A 15,861-nucleotide genomic window follows, 5' to 3' on the forward strand; every position below is an offset into this window, starting at 1 on the left:
TTCCCCAGAACAGAAGTACTCGACGCGGCTGGGGCAGGAGAAACCCCCTAAGACCCTCCTAATTCTACGAGCGTCATATGCCCTTGCTGGTTTGCAAAGGAGACTTCGTCATGACCGTTCGTTGTTGGATCGCCGCCGCATTCGCCACGCTGCTCATGTCGGCATCTGGCGCGTTTCTTCCAGCCGCGGCGCAGGAGAAACTCGTAGCGCCTGAAACGAACCCTCCGGGCGACATTCCCGACAACCAGGTCTTCGTTGCTTACACCTCCCCGGACGGGTTCAGCTTGAAAGTGCCCGAGGGATGGTCGCGGACAGTGATCGGCCCAAGCGTCCGGTTCTCCGACAAATACGATGAAATCGGCGCTGCTCTTGGAACGGCGAAGGCGGCTCCGACGGTTGCCTCGGTCCGGGCCGGCGAGATCGCGAACCTCGAGAAAGCCGGGCACGCCGTGAAGGTCACTGCGGTCAGGGCCGTGAAGCTCGCGGCCGGACCGGCTGTTCGCATCAGTTACCAGTCGAATTCCGCGCCCAACCCGGTCACCAACAAACAGATCAGGCTCGAGCACGAGCGTTTCATTCTGTTCAAGGATGGCAAGACGGTCACCCTCGATCTGGCCGCACCGGCCGGCGCGGATAATGTCGACCAGTGGAAGCTGATCTCCAACTCTTTACAGTGGAGATGAGTACATGCGTGCACTGGAGGCGACCGAGCTTTACCGCTTCTATCATGCAGGCGACGACGAAGTCGTGGCTTTGCGCGGGGTTGCCCTTACGCTCGATACCGGAGAATTCACCGCGTTGAGAGGCCCGTCGGGCAGCGGGAAATCGACGCTGCTTGCCTGTCTTGCCGGGCTCGATGAGCCGGACGGCGGCGTGGTGTCGGTCCTGGGCGAGCGCATGACCCGACGCCCCGAGCCGGAGCGGGCTCGGCTTAGGGCGCGCCATTTCGGTATGCTCATGCAGTCCGGCAATCTGTTCGAGCATCTGACGGTGCGGGCCAACGTCCGTCTCCAGATGGAGATTTCCGGCCACGGCCGACCGGATGAGATCGATGGCCTTCTCGACAGTTTGGGCCTTGGCGGCCTCGCGGGTGTCTTGCCCGCTCACCTTTCAGGCGGCGAGGCGGCGCGCGCTGGCCTGGCCGTGGCGCTCGCAGCAAAGCCGTCAATCCTGCTGTGCGATGAGCCGACCGCCGAGGTTGATGCGGGAACCGAGCAGCTTGTCATCGATCGCCTCATCGAAAACTGCCGGAGCGGCGCTGCCGTCCTGGTCGTGACGCACAGCCGTCCGCTAGCCGCACGGGCCGACCGCGTCATCGACATCCGAGATGGAGGCATCGTGCATGGCTAAGACCTTGGCTGTGGCCGTCGATCTTTGGCGCAGCTTTCAGCGCGAACGGGGTACCGTGGCAGCCGTTCAAGGCTGCTCTTTCAGTATTAATGCCGGCGAAACCATCGCCATCATGGGACCGTCGGGCTGCGGAAAGACGACGCTCTTGAACCTGATCGCGGGACTGGACATGCCAAGCTCAGGACTATTGGAATGGCCCGGGCTTGGTTCGTCCGACACATTGCGCCCCGAGCGGATCGGCGTCGTCTTCCAATCCGCCAACCTGATGCCCGCGCTCACCGCCGTCGAGAACGTCGAGCTACCGATCCTTCTCGGTAGCGGCTCCGAAGCCGAGGCGCGCGCCCTGGCAGCGCTTGCGACTTTCAGCGTCGAAGCGCTCGCGGGAAAGTTGCCAGAGCAGCTCTCCGGCGGCCAGGCTGAGCGGATCGCCGTAGCCCGTGCCATTGTGACCAATCCGGAATTAATTGTCGCTGACGAGCCGACAGGCCAACTCGATCAGGCCGGCGCTGCGATACTGGTCGACCGGCTCCTCGCCTGGGGGCAGCAGACCGGAAGCGCCATCATCATCGCCACGCATGATGAGCGTGTGGCTGCAAAGATGAACCGCATCTGGCGGATGCGCCACGGCAAATTCGAAAGCAAGGTTGAGAGGTCCCCATGTACGGGCATTGGTTGATCGGACTTATCCGAACCCGCTCCGGTCGGCTTGTCGGCACCATCGGCGGTGTAGCGCTGACGGTCGCCTTTATCGCGTGCCTGGGTGCCTTTTTGCAATACAGCGCAGCTGAGATGACGGCTCGGTCGGTCGCCCAGGTTCCCGTCGACTGGCAGGTCCAGGCGCTATCGGGGGCGGATCAGAGTGCGGTTGAGGCAGCGATCCGGTCTGCCGCGCGGGTTACGGGCTTGGAGTTGATCAACTATGCCGACGTACCAGGCTTTGAGGCGAACACGGGAGGCACCGTGCAGACCTCGGGTGGCGGCACGGTGCTTGGCATCGGACCGGGCTATTTCGACCAATTCCCGGCACAGGTTCGACGGCTCGTAGGATCGGTCGACGGCGTCGTGATAGCGCAGCAGACTGCCGCCAACCTGCATGTCGGGGTCGGGGATCAGGTCGTCATCCACCACCACCAAGCGCCGGATACCAGCGTGACGATCGCCGGTATCGTCGATTTGCCGAACGCCGATGCGATGTTTCAGGCGATCGGTGTCCCGGCTGGCGCCGCACCACAAGCCCCGCCCGACAACGTTCTGCTGTTGCCGATGTCTCAGTGGCAGCAGGCGTTCGAGCAGCAAGGCGCCAGCCGGCCCGATACCATTCGGACCGAGTTCCACGTCAAGCTCGATCATCGTGATCTGCCCTCCGGCCCGGTCGCTGCGAGCACCTGGGCGACCGAGCGCGGCCACAATTTCGAGGCTCGCGTGGCTGGAACCGGGCTGCTCGCAAACAACCTGGCGGCCCGTTTGGGGGCGGTCCGTGAGGATGCCCTCTACGCTCGGCTGGTTTTCCTGTTCCTCGGTGCCCCCGGGGCCATCCTCGCCATCCTGCTTACGCTTGCCGTAGCCGGAGCTGGTCGGGACAGGCGCCGCCGCGACCAGGCTTTGCTGCGCTTGCGCGGGGCAACGGTCGATACAGTTCTTCGCCTGGCTGCCGCTGAAGCGGCAGTTGCGGGTGTCGGCGGTGCGATACTCGGTATACTCCTTGCTGCTCTTGCCGCGAATTTCATCCTCGGGGTGTCGCTCTTGCGAAGCGCAGCGGTTCCTTTGCTCGGCACCGTGGCGGTGGCCGGGATCGCGCTTTCGCTCGCAGCGATCCTGATCCCCGCCTGGCGCGACGCCCGTAGCTTGAGCATTGCGGGCGCCCGGCGGCCAATCGGCAATGACCGGGCACCACTTTGGGCTCGCTTCTATCTTGATCTGGTGCTGCTGGCGCTCGCGGCGGCGCTCTACTGGCGTTCGGCAGCGAGCGGATACCAGGTCGTTCTCGCGCCGGAGGGCGTGGCGGCGACCGCGGTCGACTATACGGCCTTTCTCGCCCCGGTGTTGCTCTGGAATGGTCTGGCGCTATTTTCCATGCGGCTCGTCGGGTCCGGGTTGCGGCAAGGCCGGCCGGCGATCGCCAGGGGCTTACGACCCGTCGCCGGACGTCTCGCGGATGTTGTGGCTGCGACATTTGCACGGCAAGGCCGGCGGCTGACTGCTGGCATCGGCCTGGCTGCGCTTGCTTTTGCCTTCGCCGCATCGACCGCGATTTTCAACGCGACTTATGAGGCCCAGGCACGGGTCGACGCCGAACTCACCAACGGGGCGGACGTCAGGGTTACGGGCACATCCGCCGCGCCCGCATCCCAGGCGCTCGACCGTCTTTCCAGGCTGCCGGGCGTGGCGGCCGCCCAGCCGATGCAACATCGATACGCTTACGTTGGGACGGACCTTCAGGATCTTTATGGCATCGATCCGGAGCGCATCGGAACAGCAACGGCGATGTCCGACGCCTATTTCGCCAATGGCGACGCCAGGGCGACACTTGCCGATCTCGCGCGAACGCCCGATGGCGTGCTGGTCTCTCAGGAAACCGTGAACGACTATCAGCTCAGCCGCCGCGACAGCATCAATCTTCGCCTGCAAAACGCAACCGATCACCAATACCACATCGTCCGCTTTCACATTGTCGGCGTGGTGCGCGAATTCCCGACTGCGCCCAAGGATTCGTTTCTGGTCGCCAACGCCGCTTACATCGCCGAGCAGACCGGTTCCGCAGCAAGCGAGATCGTCCTCCTCCGTTCTAGCGGCGATCCTGACCGCGTCGCTCTGGCCGCCCAAAGCGCGACTGCGAGCCTCCCTGGACTGAAGGTGAGCCAGATTGGTGATGCCGTTGCTTTGATCGGATCGAGTCTCACAGCGATCGACCTCGCCGGTTTGACGCGGCTTGAGCTGATCTTCGCGCTGGTCATGCTTGCCGCCTCGGGCGGATTGGTCCTTGGGCTGGGGTTGGCAGACCGTGAACGCTCCTTCGCCATCCTCGTCGCGCTTGGTGCCAAGCCGCGGCAGCTTGGCGCCTTTGTTTGGAGCGAGGCTGCGTTGGTGGTCGGCGGCGGCATGTTTCTCGGCCTCTTGACCGGAGCGCTCATAGCCTATGTGCTCGTCAAGCTGCTGACCGGGGTATTCGACCCGCCACCCGAGGCGCTTTCGTTGCCTTGGGGTTATCTCGCTGCCCTCGTCATCACCGCAACCAGCGCTGCCCTCCTCGCCGCGACGAGCGAAGCGATGCGCAGCCGGGTACACGTCACCGAGAAGTTGAGAGGCGAATAAGCATCGGCCGCGCCGGCGCTGCCTTGCGAAAAATTCTACAGATTGGGGCTGAAACCATGAAGGAGAAAGAAATGAAACCACAAGTGCTTATGGTCGCAATACTGGCGCTGGCACCGATGGGCACGGCATTCGCTGCCCAGACGTCCGGTACGATCACCGCGATCAGCAAGAAGGCCGATACGATCACGTTGTCGGACGGCAAGAACTATACCCTGCCCGAAGGGATCGAGGATACCAACCTTCGCGTCGGTGAGAAGGTTCAGCTAACCTTCGCGATCAAGGGCGGCAAGGCGGTCGTCTCTCACCTGACCCCAGAGAAGTGAGGCTTGCGGCGGCCGGCGACAACGCGGCCGCCGCTTTCGCGCGCGATTGCGACGGATGATTACGTATCGGGCCCACACCGGCATCGGCTCTAATTCTCCGCTAATAGTCTCTGCGTAGTTATTGTCGGTCAAAGGAAGTGCCAATGGGAAGGCGGCGAGCGCGCTGGGGGCGTCAGCGAGGCGCAGTCGATCACCGCCGAAGGGCGATGCAGGCGTGACGCGTTTACAGAATTTAGGGATTTTTGAATGAGACAGATTTTTCTCGCCATCGCGCTCATTATTGCTCCGGTGACGGCTTTCACGGGGTTTGAACTCTATGCCAACAATGCGCCCGCCAAAACGAAGGACCTCGGTGATCTCTCATCGTTCAAGACCATCGTTGCCGACGTTCAGGCCCTCGCTTCCAAGGGGGATCTGACGGCGGCTGCAAAGCGGATCACGGACTACGAGACCGCCTGGGATCAGGCCGAGAGCGCAATCCGTCCGCTGAATCCGAACGACTGGGACCACATTGACGCTGCCTCTGATGCTGCGCTCAAGGCGCTACGCCAATCGGACCCCTCGGCCGACAACGTCAACAAGACGCTCGCCACCCTTATGGCGGTTCTCAATCATCCGGCCCAGCCATCTCAGTAGCCGACGGCTAACCGTTGTTCCGCGCCCTTCGCACCGCTCGCGCCGCTTAACCGCGAGACGCTTCATTGCCCATTCAAGGATACTCGCAATGCCCGCTACGAGAGAAACCGCCAAAGCGTTCGTCTACAATCGCGTTCCTCGTGTCACGGCCGACTTCTGGCTCATCAAACTAATGGCCGTCACCATGGGCGAAACGGCGGCCGATTATCTCAACATGCAAATGGGCCTGGGACTGACGGCGACATCGCTGATCATGTCAGCAATTCTCGCCGGCGCACTGGTTTGGCAATTTGCCCAGAAGAAGTATGTTCCTGCCACCTATTGGCTTTCGGTGGTGCTGATCAGCATCGTTGGCACGTTGATTACCGACAATCTGGTCGACAACTTCAATGTACCGCTACTGGATACGACCATCGCATTCTCGATCGCCTTGGCGCTGACTTTCCTGCTCTGGTTCCAGACAGAGCGTACGCTTTCAATCCATTCCATATTCACCAATCGACGCGAGGGCTTCTATTGGCTCGCCATTCTGTTCACCTTTGCGCTTGGCACGGCGGCCGGCGATCTGGTCGCCGAGAAGTTCGCGCTTGGATATTTGGCGACCGGTATTCTGTTCGCGATGATTATCATCTCGCTCAGTGTCGGTTACTTCTTCCTCGATCTCAACCCGATACTCGGCTTCTGGCTGGTCTACATCCTGACCCGGCCTCTGGGAGCTTCGTTCGGGGATCTGATGTCTCAGCCCGCGCAATATGGCGGCCTAGGCCTCGGCACGATCATAACGAGTGCAATCTTTCTCGCCGCGATCGTCACGATCGTCGCCTTCATGAGCCTGCGGCACGGTGGCGACGAATTGGTCGCAGTCGGTCAAGATGGGGAGGTGCCGGCAGTGGGTGAAGGCAAAAAGCTGATTGCCGCCAACGACGAATTCTGAAGCGGTCGCCGGCGCATTCCGGGACATCACCCAACCGCGGCGACATTCCTTGCTGTCGCCGTTTTCGGGCTGCAAGGGTTGAACTGGAGTGTGACAATGTATGAACTCGACGTAGCTGTAACACGCGCCAGCAATGGATTAGCGGGACATAGCGCTGCGATCGACTACTTGATGGTCTGGGTCTCCGGTATCGGCGTCCCGGTCATGGTGATGGCGGTAGCCCTGCAATGGTGGCGCGGGTCTGATAGGACGCATATACGGCATGTCCTCGTGGCGGCAGGCTTCTCGTTCTTGCTGGGACTCGGCCTCAACCAACTCATTCTTCTCTTTATCCACCGGGCTCGTCCCTATGACAACGGCGTAACAGACCTGTTGATCGAACGGAGCGCCGACTTTTCGTTTCCCTCCGATCATGCAACGGCGACCTTTGCGATTGCGGCCGCTTTTCTCCTTCACGGCGCCCGACGCGCCGGATTTGCTTTCCTTGCGGCGGCCTGCCTTGTCACCTTCTCCCGCATCTATATCGGGACCCACTACGCCGGCGACGTCTTCGGCGGAGCACTGACGGGTGTCATCGCAGCACTCATAGTCCTTGCAATATATCGCGAAGGCACCAAAGCCGACCGCCTGATCACTCGAATCTTTTAGGCTGCCGGTAATGCTCGCGTCATTTCTCTCATCGGTGATCCATTGGCTGAGCGCGCATCCGCACATCGCCTAGATCGCAGTGTTCCTGCTTGCACTCTGCGAGTCGATCCCAATCGTGGGCGTCGTTGTTCCCGGCACGGTGGTCATAATTACCTTAAACGCTGGTGCCGAGTGGCGTTCTCGTCCTTTGACCCTTGATGGCCGCGGCGACTTTTGGCGTGATCGTTGGAGACGGCTTATCATTCTGGCTCGGCCACCGATACCATCGGGAGATTCTCGGCCTCTGGCCACTGAAGCGATACCCGGAACTGGTCGAGCGTAGCGAGACCATCTTCATACGACACGGTGACAAGAGCGTACTTATCGCTCGTTTTGCGCCTGGTGTTCGAGCATTCATCCCGCTTCTCGCGCGCATGCTCGGGATGTCCGTCAGGCGGTTCTATGCGGTCAACACCGCCTCGGCCCTGGTATGGGCACCGTCACACATTCTACCGGGCGTTCTCGTCATTGTAATGTTCAGTGCTCTGGGCTCGGCAGCAAAGCCGTTGGCAATCCTTTTAGTTATTCTGCTCGCAACGGGTTGGGTCACTTGGCGTCTTGGGCGGTGGGTATTAAGGCGTGTTGTTCCCCTTCTGGAGGTTCTCGCCACACGAAGGTGGGCTGAAACCCGAGACACGTGGCTCAGCCGGCGTGTCGGCGACCTGCTCGATCCGGCGCGCTCGGAAGCGCGGGTTCTCGCCATTATTCTTGGTTCGGGGCCTTGTTGACGTTGATTTCGGAAGAGCTTTTGCTCGTCGTCGAAGAGTTCTGGTCGGTCGACTGTTTCGACGCATTGCCGCTTTGCGTGGTGGCGGCGTTGCCCGAGCCTTCTGCAGGCTTGACATTTTGCGTGCTGCTCTTCGTGCCTGACGTGGCCGAGTCGCGTGTATCGGTGCTGCCGGACTTGGCGGCGGGCTTCTGTTCGGTCGTCGTGGGTCGCACACAGGGAACGGAGGCGTGGAACGATCGAATTTTGGACAGGAGGCCGCGCAGAGCGTTACCGAAGGCGATAGTGTGGAGGAACAACTAAAAACCTTGCCTCTGCGCGGCTAACCCTGGGAGAGGGTGGATCGCAAGAGTTTAGGGGCGGCTGAGACCCGCAGCCTGGGTCTCTTTCTCCCGCGATCCGACTTCCAAAACTGAGCGCGCGCGAAAGCGGTTCCTGTGCTATTCCGGACAAACCATCGGCGCGCGGTAGTGCTACAGTTATTTATTCAACTAAAAATTTCCTTCTTTCATTTTGCTCCAAAACATAAATTGACTGTGATTTCGAGCAGTATTTCATATCATGCTATTCGGCCGTTCAGCGATCATTGCTTACCCCAAGCATTGGGTCTCCTGTACGTTGGGCGGCCCCTGACGATTTCCATCGCAATCAGTCAAACCGATCGTTCCGCTGCTTTGGATTCCACGTCCGGGCGAATTCTCCCCGACGCAGCGTCTTTGATGCACTTCGCAGTGGCCTTTGTTCATCCATTGTTCATTCGGTGGGTGTCACCGTTCGCGCTGTAAATTAACCAGGGAGAGTGTCATGGGTTTCGTTGGATCGACCAAGTCATATAGCACCACGCACAAACTGCTTCTCTCCGCCGCCGGCTCGGTGGTTGCTGCTTTCCTCATGTCGTCGCCGGCGCATGCGTTGACGATGAAAGAGTGCAGCACCAAGTACCAAGCCGCTAAGGCCGACGGCTCCGGCAAAGACGTGAAGTGGAACGATTTCCGCGCAAAGTTCTGTGGCGCCGACGCTGCTGCTGCCGATAAGGCTGACGAAGCGGACGTCACCGCTACGAGCGAGAAGGAACCGGCAAAGCCGACGACCGCGGCGCCGAAGAGCGTCAAGTTCCCGAAGGCGATCGATAAGAAATATTCGAGCGAGACGGCCGGTAAGGCCCGTCTGCACACCTGCGTCGACGCCTACCATGCGGCCAAGGATGCCGGCACGCTCGGCGATCTGAAGTGGATCCAGAAGGGTGGCGGCTATTGGAGCCTCTGCAACACGAGCATCAAGGCCGCTGGCTGAGTTCAGGCGCTTTTTCCCGTTACGCGAGAAGCCAGGCGGCACGTAAGCCGCCTGGTGACGAAAACCAAAACAGGTGCTATTCCACCGTAAATGTTCCAGCCCCCTTGGAGTATTTCTTACCTCCAAGCGAATTGATCGTTGCACATTTCTCCTTACCGAACTTCTCGCACATCTTATTGTCTTTGATGCTCCACGTGCCTTTGTAGGTGGCCTTGTCCCCGTCGACAGTCGCTTCAATCGTTCCGTCTGGTTTATAAGTTGTGACGCCCGATTGTGTCTTTGACTTCCAGTGAATTGGGTGGCCTACCAATTCGCTTTTCAACTGCTCCGCCGTCATCGTTGCGGCATATGCACCAGATGCGAAGGCTAGCAAAATGAGGCCAGAAACCGTGATCGCTTTCATCGTCCACTCCCTTCTCCTTAAGCGAAGATTGTAACCGCGATAGAGCACTGGGAATATCTATCCAAAATGCTTATCTCGACATTCAAACCCGCGGGAGTCCGCCCGTTCCACGCTCCGGACGGACGTTCGGTGCAGGCGAAGGCGGCTGAACCGGCCGAGGACCTCTTCAGGAAGGCGGCAGAGGGCTTGCAGGATATGAAGCCGAGGGATACGGCGGCGCTAAATGACGTCGTCGGCAGAGATATGCGTCACCTCGGTGATCCGGATCAAGGGTATCCCTGCGCGTTCGTTTGCCTCTTTCACATCCTGCTCGGACGAGGCGTCAAACAGGCAGAATGAACGCTCCTCGGACGGCACGAACGTCGACCGAAGATAGCGCACGGGCTTGCCCTGGCTGGTCATCTCCGCCGTGACGTTCTTGGCGCGGGAGGCCGCTGCGCCGAGCTGATCCGGGGTTATCCCGGGCAGGTGTCTTTCGACCATGTACTGTGGCATGATAGTTGTCCTAGCGTTGTGCGATTACTGGGGCTGCGTTTGAAGCCGCTCCCCTCGATCGCTTGGAACTTCGGCAGTTGCGAATGGACATCTACTTTGCCGCCGTGTTCACAGATCTCGTTCGACACTCAGCGGTCTGGAACAGGGTTTCGCGCGACTCCGTTACAACTACGATTGCCGAATATCGATACCTGTCTCAGACGCTCGCGAGCCAATACGGTCGACGGCATGAGAACTTTACAGGCGACGGGCATCTTTATCTATTCGAATCTGCTGATGTAGCCGTTCATTTCTCCTTGAAACTGATCGCCTACTGGAAGCAACGACGACGTCACTTGATGTCGGACCCGGCTCACGACCTGCCAATCCGAGTCGGTTGCCATTTCGGTGAGTGCTCTCGAATGCACGACGACGATGCCTGGATTGGCCGGGCGTTGAATATCGCCAAGCGAGTGGAATCTTGCGCCGAGCCCGATACCCTCCTGGTCACGCAGACTGTCCTCGATCTCATCGACCTGCCGGTCTACCTTTTCCAGGAGGTCGACGTCTTTGAACTGAAAGGCGACTACCTTCCGCGACGGCACCTCTATCGCGTCCTTTCAGTGGATCAAGGGGCGTTAGCAGCGCGCTCCGAAGAGCAGATGACGGCAGAGGACTGGTTTTTGAAAGGAGCAGCCATCGTCGGCACGGATGATCGTCAGTTGGCAGAAGAGATGCATTGCTGCGAGAAAGCATTGGAGCTTCGAATTGACTACCCCGAAGCGCATAACAACCTCGGCGTCATCTTAAAACGCAGCGGTGATCGGACAACCGCCGAAAAGCACTATCGAGACGCCATACGTCTTTGGCCTCAATATCCGGAAGCCCATTACAACCTGGCTATCCTACTCGAAGAAACCGATCGACCGGAGGAGGCCGAGACGCATTACAGGCAGGCTCTGAAGTGGCGGCCGGAATACGTAGACGCCCTCCTGCGATTGGCCGGTCTATTCGACGCCTGGGGTGATCGGCACGAGGCGGAACATCATTTTCGAGAGTCCCTGCGGCTCCGACCCGGCTTTGCCGAAGCGCATAATAATTTCGGGGTCTTCCTCGAAAGTCTAGGCGACGTGAAGGAGGCCGAGGCGCACTACATACAAGCGTTGCAGGCCAGATCAAATTACGCCGAAGCTCACTACAACTACGCGATGCTGCTGGAAGAACGAGACCTAGAGGAAGCGGAGAAACACTATCGTGCAGCCATCAGGGCGATGCCTGATTACGCAGAAGCCCACAATAATCTGGCAGTACTTCTTCATGAGAAAGGATCGTTTTCGGATGCGCGCTCGCATTATTTGACCGCTATAAGACTACGTCCTGCTGACGCTCAAACGTACCAGAATCTTTCTCTCCTGCTTGCAGCGATGGGTGAAGACGAACAATCCAACCAGTACGCCCGCCGGGCGGCCGAAATTATTCGGGGTTGATCATCGCGCTCGTTTTGTTCTCTAAACGTCCTCGCCATCGTGTTTATCGGCAGGAACCGGCATTGTCGCTCGTGCTGTGCATTTTCGTCGGAATCCGTACGACCGAAGAGCGCACGCCTAGCTCAGCGAGACCGAGCACAGTCGTTTCGACAATGTTTCGAACTCGCAAGGTGCCCTTGAACTTCTCGCCGCCAGAGAGGGTCGGATCCTCCTCGATGGCTGGGCGGCCGAGATGTTCCCAACCCGGCGAGCCGATGCTCCCCGACGTGACCAGCGGCTTTCCGGTCCCCTTCAGAGCCTCATTGTATGCGAGAATGATCTTTTGCTCCGCGGCAGCCACCGCGTCGAGGCCTTCGGTTGGAAGCAGATCTTGCCGGTGAGCGACGTGGATGAGGCCGTCGGAACCTGCGGCCGCCGCTTGTAGTCCGTCGAGGCAGGAGCATTCGTAGTTCCATAAATCGCATTATGCAATTTTGCGATGTAAGGGGGTACATTCTATTTCCAAGTGCGACATGCGAATGATTTCAATGGTTTCACTTTGGAGATTTTGGCATGTCGCGATGCTATTCACAGTTGACCCTCGCCGATCGACGGCGCCTGCATCATTTGGTCGAGCGGAAGGTTCCGATCAATGAGATGGCCAGCCAACTCGGTCGCCATCGCTCGACCATCTATCGCGAGATCAAGCGCAATACGTTTCGCGATCGCGAACTACCGGACTACGACGGCTACTACAGCACGGTTGCTGACGACATCCGCAAAGAGCGGCGACGGCGTTTGAGGAAGCTTGTGCGCCACCCGCAATTGCGCGCACTGGTTATCGAGCAGCTGGAGGCGCTTTGGTCACCCGAACAGATCGCCGGCCGCCTGCTCGCGGATGGCGTTTGCACCGTGCGTGTCTGCACCGAGACGATCTATCGCTTCATCTACGGCAAGGAAGATTATGCGCTGAAGCTCTATCAGCATCTGCCGGAGGGCCGCCGCAAACGCCGCCCTCGCGGTTCGAGGAAACCCCGCGACGGTGCCTTTCCTGCTGCCTGTAGGATATCGCAACGGCCTGACTTCATTGGTGATCGTTCGCAATTCGGCCACTGGGAAGGCGACTTGTTGATCTTCCAACGTGACTTGGGCACCGCCAACGTCACTTCCCTGATCGAGCGCAAAAGCCGCTACACCGTGATGATCAAGAACCAGAGCCGACACTCGCGACCAATCATGGACAGGATCATCGAAGCATTCTCTTCCTTGCCGGCGTTCGCACGCCAGAGCTTCACCTTTGATCGCGGCACGGAGTTTGCCGGTTTCAGGGCTTTGGAAGATGGCATCGGCGCCCGTAGTTGGTTCTGCGACCCCAGTGCGCCGTGGCAGAAAGGCGCGGTGGAAAACACCAACAAGCGCATCCGTCGCTTCATGCCAGGCGAGACGGACCTGACGGCCGTCTCGCAACGCAACCTCATCCAGCTTGCTCGCCATCTCAACCACCAGCCAAGAAAGTGCCTCGATTACAGGACACCGGCCGAAGTCTTCATGGCCCATTTGCAAGAAGGACGCTGAACCCCTACCCTAAAATCGGCATGACGCACTTCGGTTAGATTCTCCAGACGCAGTTCGGGCGGGCGCTTTATGAGCTCAACATCGACATCATCTGCGCCAACACCCCGCAGGCCAAGGGACGCGTCGAACGAGCCAATCAGACGCTGCAGGATCGGCTGGTGAAGGAATTACGCCTGCGCAATATCGACACGATCGAGGCGGCCAACGCCTATGCGCCAGAATTCATTGCGGATTTCAATACCCGTTTCGGCAAGCCGCCACGCAATCCGAAGGACATGCATCGGCCCCTGGCCGATCATGAGAACCTTGACGGCGCCATGTGCCGGAAGGAAGTCCGCACGCTGTCGCAGTCTCTGACGTTGCGATATGACAAGGTGCTGTTCATTCTCGATCCAACGGAGCAGGCCAGGGCGCTGGCGGGTAAGAAGACCGTCGTCTGCGACTATCCGGATGGCCGCCTCGAGATCATGCACGAGAGCTTCATCCTGCCCTACAGAACCTTCGATACCCTGCGGTCGATCCACCGACCGGAGGTCGTCGAGAACAAGCGTTTGGACGACATGCTTTCGATCGTCGCTGAGCTGCAGGGCTGGACGTGAACTACAGCGAAGTAAGCGCGGCCCTCGCCGCACCGGTCAGACGGATCATATGTTTGGGATACCGGATGGAAGCCAGGGCAATGGTTATCAGAATTTAATACTCACAGATGTAGCCGCGTATCTAGACGGCCTCGCCCCTTCTCACAGGCGCACTCACTGGACCGAAACATGCGATCGGACGCTGCCGTGCTGCAGTCTCTACCGTTTGATCCATTTTGACGTGCCACTGGTCTTTCTTCGAGCGGCAATTAGAGCCTCGGCGGCTTTGAATACGCCAAATGGCGCGGTGGGAGCAACCGGCGGAAACGCGAAGCTTTCATCTTGCGTAGCGTTGGAGCCGGTTGCGGCGATGGACCCGGCATAGCTTGCCGGGGTCTGATATCCGAGCGATGAGTGCGGCCGGAAATGGTTATAATCCTGCGCCCTTTCGGAAATGGCGCTGCGGGCGTGGCCGAGACCGAAGAACAGGCTCTCGTTCAGCAGTTCGTCGCGCATGCGGCCGTTGAAGGATTCGACGTAGCCGTTCTGCATCGGCTTTCCCGGCGCGATGTAGTGCCATTCGACCTTGTGCTCCTTCGACCACGCGAGGATTGCGTTCGAGGTGAACTCCGTGCCGTAACACCTTCGGAAGTTTGCGCTGAATGAGGCTATGACCAGTTGCGTAGCCCCAATCAGGCGAAGCAGGTGGTCATAGCCAGGCAATAGGTCTCACAGTGGTTTTGCGAAGCCACACTGCAAGGAGACCGGCTATGACCGATTGCGACATTACCGCATTTACCCCCGTTCTGGCAGCTATCGATGTTTCCAAAGAACGCCACGAGGTGCTGATCGAAGCACCGGACAAAAAGCGTCGACGTCGAGTGAGCGTGCTCAACAATCTCGATGAGTTCGATCGCCTCATCGGCCTGCTGCGTAGCTATCAGCGTCCTGTCCGTGTCGACTTCGAGGCAACGGGAAACTATCATCGCGCATTGGCATATCGGCTCGGCTTAGCGGGCTTCGAGATCAAATTGATCTCGTCCATCGCACTGGCTCGGACCAGGGAGGCACTGCATAATTCCTGGGATAAAAATGATCCAAAGGATGCCCAGGTTATCCTCCATATGATGACCATTGGTGCCGAGCAGTTCTACCATGACCCGTTGATGCGCGGCACCAACGACATTCAGGAGTTGTCGAAGACCCACGATATGATCTCAAGGTCGAAGACCGAACTGTGGCATCGGATTCTGACGCATTACCTGCCGTTGTATTTCCCTGAAGCGGATCGCTTCCACCGCAGTTCGCGCAGCGACTGGTTCTTTGCTTTCCTTGAACTGTTTCCGTCTCCGCACTTCATCGCAGCCATGAACAAGGACGCTTTCATCAAAGCTGCCTGGGAGGTGGTTGGTCGCAAAGTTGGCAAAGAGCGTTTGTTGGCAGATATTTACGCAACGTCCGCCCGTTCGATAGGCCTTCCAGTTGCACCGGACTCTGACGCTATCTGCATGTTTCGTATGATCCTGGCCGAGGGCAGAAGCCTAATCGCCCAACGTAATGAGATCGAGGCGCGTGCGGTTGCGATGCTGAAGGACAACGCAGATTACCAGCTCTTATGCACAATCCGCGGCATTGGCCCAATCAATGCTCTGACAATCATGGCAGAAGCTGGGGACCTGCGCCGGTTTCAACACCATCGCCAGTTCTTGAAGTTCTGCGGCATGGATCTTGCGACAATCCAGTCAGGAATGTTTCGAGGCCAGACCAAACTCTCCAAATATGGAAATGCACGGCTGAGGCGGACCTTATGGATGGCAGCTCAAGTCGCGATATTGCAGCGCGCCAACAGCTTCCGCGACAAGTTCGAGCGATACATCACCAAGGACCGTCACAACACCCATTTACGTCGCAAGGCGTCAACAGCAATCGCCGCCAAGATGGCCCGCACCGTACATGCGGTTATCAAAAGCGGTGAACCTTATCGCCCCTTCTTTGAGGGGACGATCCACAGCGGAAGGACCCTTCTCTGACAGTGCCGTGGAGGCGTTGAGCTGCTCAGCGACCTCGTAGATAATGTTCAGGCCTTCCGCTCGACGGCAAAAA

General features: G+C 59.1%; 15 protein-coding genes and 3 pseudogenes. 14 read left to right on the plus strand and 4 right to left on the minus strand.

What is annotated here, in order from left to right:
* Positions 1-77 precede the first annotated feature (77 nt).
* The 9 genes from AB8B31_RS34960 (at position 78) to AB8B31_RS35000 (ending at position 7,970) form a co-directional block, all read left to right on the plus strand.
* Positions 78-683, plus strand: coding sequence for a hypothetical protein (locus AB8B31_RS34960; RefSeq protein WP_245483879.1), 606 nt, complete (start codon positions 78-80; stop codon positions 681-683).
* Positions 684-687: 4 nt separating this feature from the next.
* Positions 688-1,350, plus strand: coding sequence for an ABC transporter ATP-binding protein (locus AB8B31_RS34965; RefSeq protein ID WP_130658178.1), 663 nt, complete (start codon positions 688-690; stop codon positions 1,348-1,350).
* 10 nt (positions 1,351-1,360) lie between these two features.
* Positions 1,361-2,026 carry an ABC transporter ATP-binding protein gene (locus AB8B31_RS34970; RefSeq protein WP_245494162.1) on the plus strand — a complete coding sequence of 222 codons (666 nt, stop codon included), beginning with the start codon at positions 1,361-1,363 and terminating at the stop codon, positions 2,024-2,026.
* Positions 2,008-4,662: an ABC transporter permease gene (locus AB8B31_RS34975; protein WP_130722853.1), complete on the plus strand. Its 2,655-nt coding sequence runs from the start codon at positions 2,008-2,010 to the stop codon at positions 4,660-4,662. The genes AB8B31_RS34970 and AB8B31_RS34975 overlap by 19 nt, the downstream gene beginning before the upstream one ends.
* Before the next feature lie 71 nt (positions 4,663-4,733).
* Complete coding sequence (locus AB8B31_RS34980; protein WP_130722852.1) at positions 4,734-4,985, plus strand: DUF1344 domain-containing protein; 252 nt, start codon at positions 4,734-4,736, stop codon at positions 4,983-4,985.
* 246 nt (positions 4,986-5,231) lie between these two features.
* On the plus strand, positions 5,232-5,621 hold the full coding sequence (locus tag AB8B31_RS34985; RefSeq protein ID WP_130722851.1) for a hypothetical protein: 390 nt from the start codon (positions 5,232-5,234) through the stop codon (positions 5,619-5,621).
* Between the two features lie 88 nt (positions 5,622-5,709).
* On the plus strand, positions 5,710-6,555 hold the full coding sequence (locus AB8B31_RS34990) for a COG4705 family protein (RefSeq protein WP_130722850.1): 846 nt from the start codon (positions 5,710-5,712) through the stop codon (positions 6,553-6,555).
* A 96-nt stretch (positions 6,556-6,651) separates the two neighbouring features.
* Positions 6,652-7,203 carry a phosphatase PAP2 family protein gene (locus AB8B31_RS34995; protein WP_130722849.1) on the plus strand — a complete coding sequence of 184 codons (552 nt, stop codon included), beginning with the start codon at positions 6,652-6,654 and terminating at the stop codon, positions 7,201-7,203.
* Positions 7,204-7,400: 197 nt separating this feature from the next.
* On the plus strand, positions 7,401-7,970 hold the full coding sequence (locus tag AB8B31_RS35000; RefSeq protein WP_197727561.1) for a DedA family protein: 570 nt from the start codon (positions 7,401-7,403) through the stop codon (positions 7,968-7,970).
* Here AB8B31_RS35000 and AB8B31_RS35005 read toward each other — a convergent pair.
* Positions 7,966-8,175, minus strand: a pseudogene (locus tag AB8B31_RS35005) (DUF1236 domain-containing protein); the annotation flags it as partial. The gene AB8B31_RS35000 and the pseudogene AB8B31_RS35005 sit on opposite strands and share 5 nt — an antisense overlap.
* A gap of 685 nt (positions 8,176-8,860) precedes the next feature.
* On the opposite strand from AB8B31_RS35005, the gene AB8B31_RS35010 reads away from it, so the two are divergent.
* Complete coding sequence (locus AB8B31_RS35010; protein ID WP_404943736.1) at positions 8,861-9,262, plus strand: hypothetical protein; 402 nt, start codon at positions 8,861-8,863, stop codon at positions 9,260-9,262.
* Between the two features lie 76 nt (positions 9,263-9,338).
* Here AB8B31_RS35010 and AB8B31_RS35015 read toward each other — a convergent pair whose 3' ends face one another.
* Together AB8B31_RS35015 and AB8B31_RS35020 are read right to left on the minus strand one after the other, a co-directional pair.
* On the minus strand, positions 9,339-9,665 hold the full coding sequence (locus AB8B31_RS35015) for a hypothetical protein (RefSeq protein WP_130722847.1): 327 nt from the start codon (positions 9,663-9,665) through the stop codon (positions 9,339-9,341).
* A gap of 219 nt (positions 9,666-9,884) precedes the next feature.
* Positions 9,885-10,160 carry a DUF4242 domain-containing protein gene (locus AB8B31_RS35020; protein ID WP_130722846.1) on the minus strand — a complete coding sequence of 92 codons (276 nt, stop codon included), beginning with the start codon at positions 10,158-10,160 and terminating at the stop codon, positions 9,885-9,887.
* A gap of 83 nt (positions 10,161-10,243) precedes the next feature.
* On the opposite strand from AB8B31_RS35020, the gene AB8B31_RS35025 reads away from it, so the two are divergent.
* The 3 genes and pseudogenes from AB8B31_RS35025 to AB8B31_RS35035 all read left to right on the plus strand — a co-directional run.
* Entirely contained in the window at positions 10,244-11,626 is a 1,383-nt protein-coding gene (locus AB8B31_RS35025; RefSeq protein WP_130722845.1) for a tetratricopeptide repeat protein, read from the plus strand.
* Positions 11,627-12,178: 552 nt separating this feature from the next.
* Complete coding sequence (locus tag AB8B31_RS35030; RefSeq protein ID WP_439007701.1) at positions 12,179-13,180, plus strand: IS30 family transposase; 1,002 nt, start codon at positions 12,179-12,181, stop codon at positions 13,178-13,180.
* A 47-nt stretch (positions 13,181-13,227) separates the two neighbouring features.
* Positions 13,228-13,870 (plus strand): annotated as a pseudogene (locus tag AB8B31_RS35035) (ISNCY family transposase); the annotation flags it as partial.
* A gap of 107 nt (positions 13,871-13,977) precedes the next feature.
* Here the strand turns inward: AB8B31_RS35035 and AB8B31_RS35040 are convergent.
* A pseudogene (locus AB8B31_RS35040) lies at positions 13,978-14,394 on the minus strand (integrase core domain-containing protein); the annotation flags it as partial.
* 134 nt (positions 14,395-14,528) lie between these two features.
* Here AB8B31_RS35040 and AB8B31_RS35045 point away from each other — a divergent pair.
* Positions 14,529-15,788: an IS110-like element ISRel25 family transposase gene (locus AB8B31_RS35045; protein ID WP_439007702.1), complete on the plus strand. Its 1,260-nt coding sequence runs from the start codon at positions 14,529-14,531 to the stop codon at positions 15,786-15,788.
* The last annotated feature ends 73 nt before the right edge of the window (positions 15,789-15,861 follow it).

Origin of the sequence: Rhizobium sp. 62_C5_N11_2, assembly GCF_051811185.1 — a bacterium.
In the GTDB taxonomy this organism is placed as follows: Bacteria; Pseudomonadota; Alphaproteobacteria; order Rhizobiales; family Rhizobiaceae; genus Rhizobium; species Rhizobium leguminosarum.